4 protein-coding genes and 1 pseudogene are annotated in these 6,161 nt (G+C 75.4%); 2 read left to right on the top strand and 3 right to left on the bottom strand.

Going from position 1 to position 6,161, the window contains the following annotated elements; genetic code table 11:
- Positions 1-180: 180 nt before the first annotated feature.
- Positions 181-654 (bottom strand): annotated as a pseudogene (locus ACF1AL_RS35325) (hydrogenase maturation protease); the annotation flags it as partial.
- 254 nt (positions 655-908) lie between these two features.
- On the opposite strand from ACF1AL_RS35325, the gene ppdK reads away from it, so the two are divergent.
- Both ppdK and ACF1AL_RS35315 read left to right on the top strand, forming a co-directional pair.
- Positions 909-3,602, top strand: coding sequence for a pyruvate, phosphate dikinase (gene ppdK, locus ACF1AL_RS35320; protein ID WP_391828558.1), 2,694 nt, complete (start codon positions 909-911; stop codon positions 3,600-3,602).
- A gap of 80 nt (positions 3,603-3,682) precedes the next feature.
- Positions 3,683-4,582 (top strand): universal stress protein, encoded by a 900-nt coding sequence (locus tag ACF1AL_RS35315; protein WP_391777698.1) that lies wholly within the window; start codon positions 3,683-3,685, stop codon positions 4,580-4,582.
- Positions 4,583-4,720: 138 nt separating this feature from the next.
- Here ACF1AL_RS35315 and ACF1AL_RS35310 read toward each other — a convergent pair whose 3' ends face one another.
- Both ACF1AL_RS35310 and ACF1AL_RS35305 read right to left on the bottom strand, forming a co-directional pair.
- Positions 4,721-5,299: a hypothetical protein gene (locus tag ACF1AL_RS35310; RefSeq protein ID WP_391777699.1), complete on the bottom strand. Its 579-nt coding sequence runs from the start codon at positions 5,297-5,299 to the stop codon at positions 4,721-4,723.
- Positions 5,300-5,351: 52 nt separating this feature from the next.
- Entirely contained in the window at positions 5,352-6,029 is a 678-nt protein-coding gene (locus ACF1AL_RS35305) for a CBS domain-containing protein (protein WP_391777700.1), read from the bottom strand.
- Between the last annotated feature and the right edge of the window lie 132 nt (positions 6,030-6,161).

Below are 6,161 nucleotides of genomic sequence, written 5' to 3'. Positions count from 1 at the left end.
CGCCGATGCTCCGCATCGACTCCCTCCTCCGCCTTGCGATGCACGGCACCAGACGCCGCTCCCTGATCCGGCCTGATCGACGAGACACCCCCTAGCCCCCGGCGTTCCCGGCGTCTGTGGTCCCTGCCTCGCCGCGTCCGCCGTGTCCGCCGTGTCCGCCGTCCCGCGCCCTGCGACCTCTCGCACGACCTCCTGCTCGACGGAGTCGGCGAGCGTGTCCACGACCGCGCCCACGGCGGGGGAGAGGCCGGGCCCGAAGCAGGTCTCGGCGCCCTCCACGGCGTAGACCACGAGATGGTCCGGCAGCATGCCGAGCGCGGCGGCGAGCCGGACGGCCTCGCCCAGCCCCAGGCCGTGGGAGCTGGTGGCGGAGGTGCGGGCGAGGCTGTCGCCGTCGAGGGCGAGACGGTGCACGCGTCCCGGAGTGCCGGGGTGCGCGTGGGCGGCGTCCACGACCACGGCGAGCGCGGCGCCCTCCCACAGCCCGATCAGACGCCCGGGGTCGCCGTCACAGGTGGCCAGCTCGATGCCGGGCGGCAGCGCCCTCCCGGCGGCGCGTTCGCGCAGCCGGCGCACCACGGCCCAGCCCACGCCGTCGTCCCGACGGAAGTCGTTGCCGACCCCGATGACCACGACCCGTTCGCGCGCCTCCATGGCGCCGATCCTGCGCGGCCGACCGCCGTCCCCCCAGGGGCCGAACGGCCCGGCGCCGGACCTGGCGGCCCATGGCGGGACGGGCCGTCCGGCGCGACGCTGGAGAGGAGGAGTGGCGCGGCGCGGGCGGCGCACCGCGGCACCACAGGCACGGCGCGCGGAGCGCCCCGGCGCGGACAGGCGCCCCCGTCGGAGGCCCTGGCCGTGGAGCCGGACGAGCGGCCGATCCCGACACGACTGAAAGGCCGAACGCGATGAGCACGCCCACGAAGTACGTGTACGCCTTCGCCGAGGGCAGCCGGGACATGGCCGCCCTGCTCGGCGGCAAGGGGGCCGGGCTCGCCGAGATGACGCGGCTGGGCCTGCCCGTCCCACCCGGGTTCACGGTCACCACCGAGGCCTGCAAGGTCTATCTCGCGACCGGCGCGGAGCCGCCCGAGCTGGGCGTGGAGGCCGGCCGCGCGCTGGCGGACCTGGAGCGGACCATGGGCCGGGCCCTGGGCGCCCCCGACGATCCGCTGCTGGTCTCGGTGCGTTCGGGCGCCCGCTTCTCGATGCCGGGGATGATGGAGACGATCCTCGACATCGGCCTCAACGACCAGTCCGTCGCGGGACTGGCCAAGGTGTCGGGCGACGAGCGGTTCGCCTGGGACTCCTACCGGCGGCTGGTGCAGATGTTCGGCCACACGGTGATGGGCGTGGACGGCGACCTGTTCGAGGAGGCGCTCGCGGCGCGCAAGGCCCACCGCCGGCTGTCCGGCGACGACGAGCTCGACCCCGACGAACTGGCCCTGCTCACCGAGGAGTTCCGGTGCATCATCCGGCGCGAGACCGGTGAGGACTTCCCGACGGATCCCGCCGAGCAGCTCACCCGCGCGATCCGCGCCGTCTTCGACTCCTGGAACGTCGAACGCGCCCGCGTCTACCGCCGCCGCGAACACATCCCCGACGACCTCGGCACGGCCGTCAACGTCCAGGTCATGGTCTTCGGCAACCGCGGCCCCGACTCCGGCACCGGCGTCGCCTTCACCCGCGATCCGGCCACCGGCGAGAAGGGCGTGTACGGCGACTACCTGCCCGACGCGCAGGGCGAGGACGTCGTCGCCGGCGTCCGCAACGCCCTGCCGCTCACCGACCTGGAGGGCATCGACCCCCGCGCCTACGCCGACCTCCGCCGCCACCTGCGCACCCTGGAGGACCACTACCGGGACCTGTGCGACGTCGAGTTCACCATCGAACGCGGCACCCTGTGGATCCTGCAGACCCGCGTCGGCAAGCGCACCGCGGAGGCCGCCTTCCGCATCGCGCACGACCTGCGCGAGGAGGGCACCATCGGCGCCGACGAGGCCCTGCGCCGGGTCGACGGCACCGCCCTGACCCGGCTGATGTTCCCGCGCTTCGCCGTCACCCCGGACGACGTCCCCCTCGCCCACGGCGTGCCCGCCTCACCGGGCGCGGCCGTCGGCGCCGCCGTGTTCGACTCCGCGGAGGCGGTACGGCGGGCCGCCGCCGGCGAGGACACCGTCCTGGTCCGCCGGGAGACCACCCCCGACGACCTGCCCGGCATGATCGCCGCCCGGGCCGCGCTGACCAGCCGCGGCGGCAAGACCAGCCACGCGGCCGTCGTGGCCCGCGGGATGGGCAAGGTGTGCGTGTGCGGCGCCGAGGAACTGTCCGTCGACACCGCCGCACGCCGCTTCACCACCGCCGCCGGAGCGGTCGTCCACGAGGGCGACACCCTCTCCGTCGACGGCACCGCCGGGACCGTCCACCTCGGCGCGCTCCCGCTCACCGCCTCCGACGTCGGCCGCGCCCTGGAGACGGGCACCGCCGCGGGCCCGCTCACCGCGGCCGTCCTGGAGACCCTCGGGCACGCCGACGCCGTGCGCCGGCTGCAGGTGCGGGCCAACGCCGACACCCCCGAGGACGCCGCCCGCGCCCGCGCGCTCGGCGCCCAGGGCATCGGGCTGTGCCGTACCGAGCACATGTTCCTCGGCGAGCGCCGGGAGCTGGTCGAGGCGATGATCCTGGCCCGCGACGAGCAGGCGCGGCAGCACGCCCTCGCCGCGCTCCTGCCGCCGCAGCGCGCCGACTTCACCGGCATCCTCGCCGCGATGGACGGCCTGCCGGTCACCATCCGGCTCATCGACCCGCCGCTGCACGAGTTCCTGCCCGACCGTACCGACCTCGCCGTCCGCATCGCCCGTGCGGACCGGCCGGACCCGCACGACGAGGAACTGCTCGCCGCCGTCGAGCGCATGCACGAACAGAACCCCATGCTCGGACTGCGCGGCGTCCGCCTGGGCCTCGCCGTCCCCGGACTGATGGCCATGCAGGTGCGCGCGATCGGCGAGGCGGTCGTGCAACGGCTGCGCGACGGCGGCCGGCCCCACGCCGAGATCATGATCCCGCTCGTCGGGACGGTCGAGGAACTGCGCCTGGCCCGCGCCGAGGCCGAACGCGTCCTGGCCGAGGTCACCGCCGAGACCGGGACACCGCTGGACTGCCCGATCGGCACGATGATCGAGCTGCCCCGCGCCGCGCTCACCGCCGGACGCATCGCCGAGGCCGCCGACTTCTTCTCCTTCGGCACCAACGACCTCACCCAGACCACCTGGGGCCTGTCCCGCGACGACGCGGAGGCCTCCTTCTTCCCGCTGTACCTGGACAAGGGCGTCTTCGCCGTGTCGCCGTTCGACTCGCTCGACCAGCAGGGCGTGGGCCGCCTCGTCGAGGTCGCCGTGACGGAGGGCCGCGCCGTACGCCCCGGCCTGCAGACCGGCGTGTGCGGGGAACACGGCGGCGACCCGGACTCGATCCACTTCTTCCACCGCACCGGACTGGACTACGTCTCCTGCTCGCCGTTCCGCATCCCGGCCGCGCGCCTGGAAGCGGGCCGGGCGTCCCTGGCGGACGGCGACCGCGGCGGGAACGGATCCTCGTCGTGAACGACATGGCGGCAAGCCGCTTTCCCGCCGGAGTGGCTGTGACGCCGCCGCGGCGGAGCGAAGCGCGCGCGGGCGGGGAGGTGACCGAGACGACCAGGCCGATCGTCGTCGGCGTGGCCGAGTCGCACGGAGCCTGGGGAGCGCCCGACTGGGCGGCCAGAGAAGCCCTGCGACGCGATCTGCCGCTGCGGCTGGTCCACGCCTGGGAAGCGGGCCTGCCCGAGGAGACGACGCCGGCGGAGCCGGAGGCGTCCCAGGCGCACGCCCGGCACGTACTGCGCGGCGTGCGGAACCGGCTGCGCGAGCGGTACCCGCGGCTGGACCTCACGGCCGAGCAGGTGCACCGGCCGCCCGTGCCCGCCCTGATCGCCGAGGCGGAGAACGCCGAACTGCTGGTCGTCGGCGCCCAGGACCGCTCGGGCCTCGGGGGCTTCCTCTCCGGCTCCCTCGCCCTGGCCACCGCGGCCCGGATCGACCGGCCGCTCGTCCTGGTCCGCGGCGGCCAGAGCGCCGAGGACGAACACCTCCCGGACGCGGACGGCCGCCCCTCGCAGCGCACCCCGCTCCGCGATGTCGTGGTCGCCGTCGACATCGACGGCTCCTCCCACGAGGTGCTGCAGGCGGCCTTCCACGCCGCCGAGCTGCGCCGCGCGCCGCTGCGGGTCGTCCACGCCTGGCACGCGCCGTTCCCGCACGGCTACGACAGCGCCGCCGAACACCGGCGGGCCCGCGAGCGGGCCGACCGGGAGCTGGCCGAGCTGCTGGAGCCCTGGCGCGACCGGCACCCGGCCGTGTACGTCAAGGGTGAACTGCACGAGGGGCGTCCCGCGCACGTGCTCGTGCACGCGACCGCCGGGGCCGGTCTGGTCGTCGTGGGGCATCGCACCCGACGGGCGGGCACGGGACCGCACACCGGAGCGGTCGCCCACGCCCTGATCCACCACGTCCACGGCCCGGTCGTCCTCGTCCCGCACGGCTGACGTCCCATGGACCGGCTGACGTCGCATGAACCGGTTGACGTCCCGTGGACCGGACCGGCCTTCATGGCCTTCACCCCGCCACGTCACGCAGGGCGAGGCCCTTCGGGCCGGTCGGAAGAGGGAGGCCCTTCGGGCCGGTCAGCTGGCGGCCCGCCCCCACTGCGACGCGACCTTCCGCCATTCCGCGTCCCACGCCCGGCTGCGGCGCCGGTCCAGGGCCACGCGGATCCCGCAGAAGCCGGCGCCCGCCGCCGCGCCGACCGCGACGAACGAGGCCGCGCCGAAGAAGGCGGCTTGCAGGTCGGCTTCCGGCGCCGAGGGCGGTTCGGGCGCGAGCCGGTTGCGCGCGTCCGTCCAGACGGTCACCCGGTCCCCGGCCTTGCGGCCGCTGTCGACCAGGGTCCGTCCCGCCGAGGTCCTGCCGTCCGGCGCGGCCCAGCGCACGTCGGCGAAGACTCGCCCGTCGGTGGTGCCACCGCCGGCGGCGTTCGGGGCGTCGTGGACCAGTGTGGCGGTGGCCGGGTGGCGCTCGGCGCGCTGCCGGGCGAGTGTCTCCACGGTGGCCCGGGCGCTCAGCGCCCCGGCCAGCGGCCCCATCACCGCCACGATCAGGACGGCCGCGAGGAGCGCGCAGACCTCCCACACGTCCTCGCGGCGGCGCAGCGGACTGCGGCGCCAGCGCCGGGGGAAACGTCGTACCACTGCGCCGGTCACCATGAGGCCCACCTCCGGCCGTCTCGTACGGCAGCGATCCGTGTCGCGTCAGGAATCACGCGCCGGGCGGGCCGGGCCGTCCCAGGCTCCCGAAGGGGAAGGTCAGCTCCGCCGTCACGGACACCACCCCGTCGACACCGAGACACAGCCGCTCGACGACGGGCACCAACTCCCCGTTCTCCACATGGCCCTTGAGGCTGACGCGGCCCTCGCGGACGTCGACCGCCACATCGGTGGGCGCCAGCCCCAGGGTGGTGCCGAGGACGTCGCCGACGATCTCGTCGTGCAGCGCCTCGTCCCGGCGCAGGAAGACCCGCAGCAGGTCGGCCCGGCTGACGATCCCCACCAGGAGATCCGTCTCGTCGACCACGGGGAGCCGTTTGACCCCCTCCGAGTCCATCACCCGGGCGGCTTCCACGACCGTCCACTCCGGGCGCGCGCACACCGCAGGCTCCGACATCAGGTCCCCGGCCGTGAGACGGCCGTCCCCGGGCCGGCTTCCGTTGAAGCGCGGGGGCACGAGCGGCTGCCCCGCGGGGTCCGGCCGCGCCGCGACCGTCCGCAGCACATCGGCCTCCGACACCACGCCGACGGGGTGCCCGAGACCGTCGACCACCGGCAGGGCGGTCACATCGTGGTCCGCGAGCAGCTGGACGACCGCCTTGAACGGCGTCTCCCGTTCCGCCCGGACCACGCCACGGGTCATCAGATCTCCTACCGTACGGTGCCGCATGGCGCTCTCCCTTCGCTCCAGCGGCCGGCCGCGATGGTGAGGCTGCGGTCGTCCGGCTCCTCGACCTCTCCAGCCTGTCAGCGGACGCGGGCGCCGGGCTTGGGCCGTTGCGCAGGCAAGTGGGGCCGTCCC

Origin of the sequence: Streptomyces sp. NPDC014801, from assembly GCF_043082085.1 — a bacterium.
GTDB lineage: Bacteria > Actinomycetota > Actinomycetes > Streptomycetales > Streptomycetaceae > Streptomyces.
The sequence above is the reverse complement of the archived record's forward strand: the minus strand, read 5'-3'. Positions and strand labels throughout refer to the sequence as shown.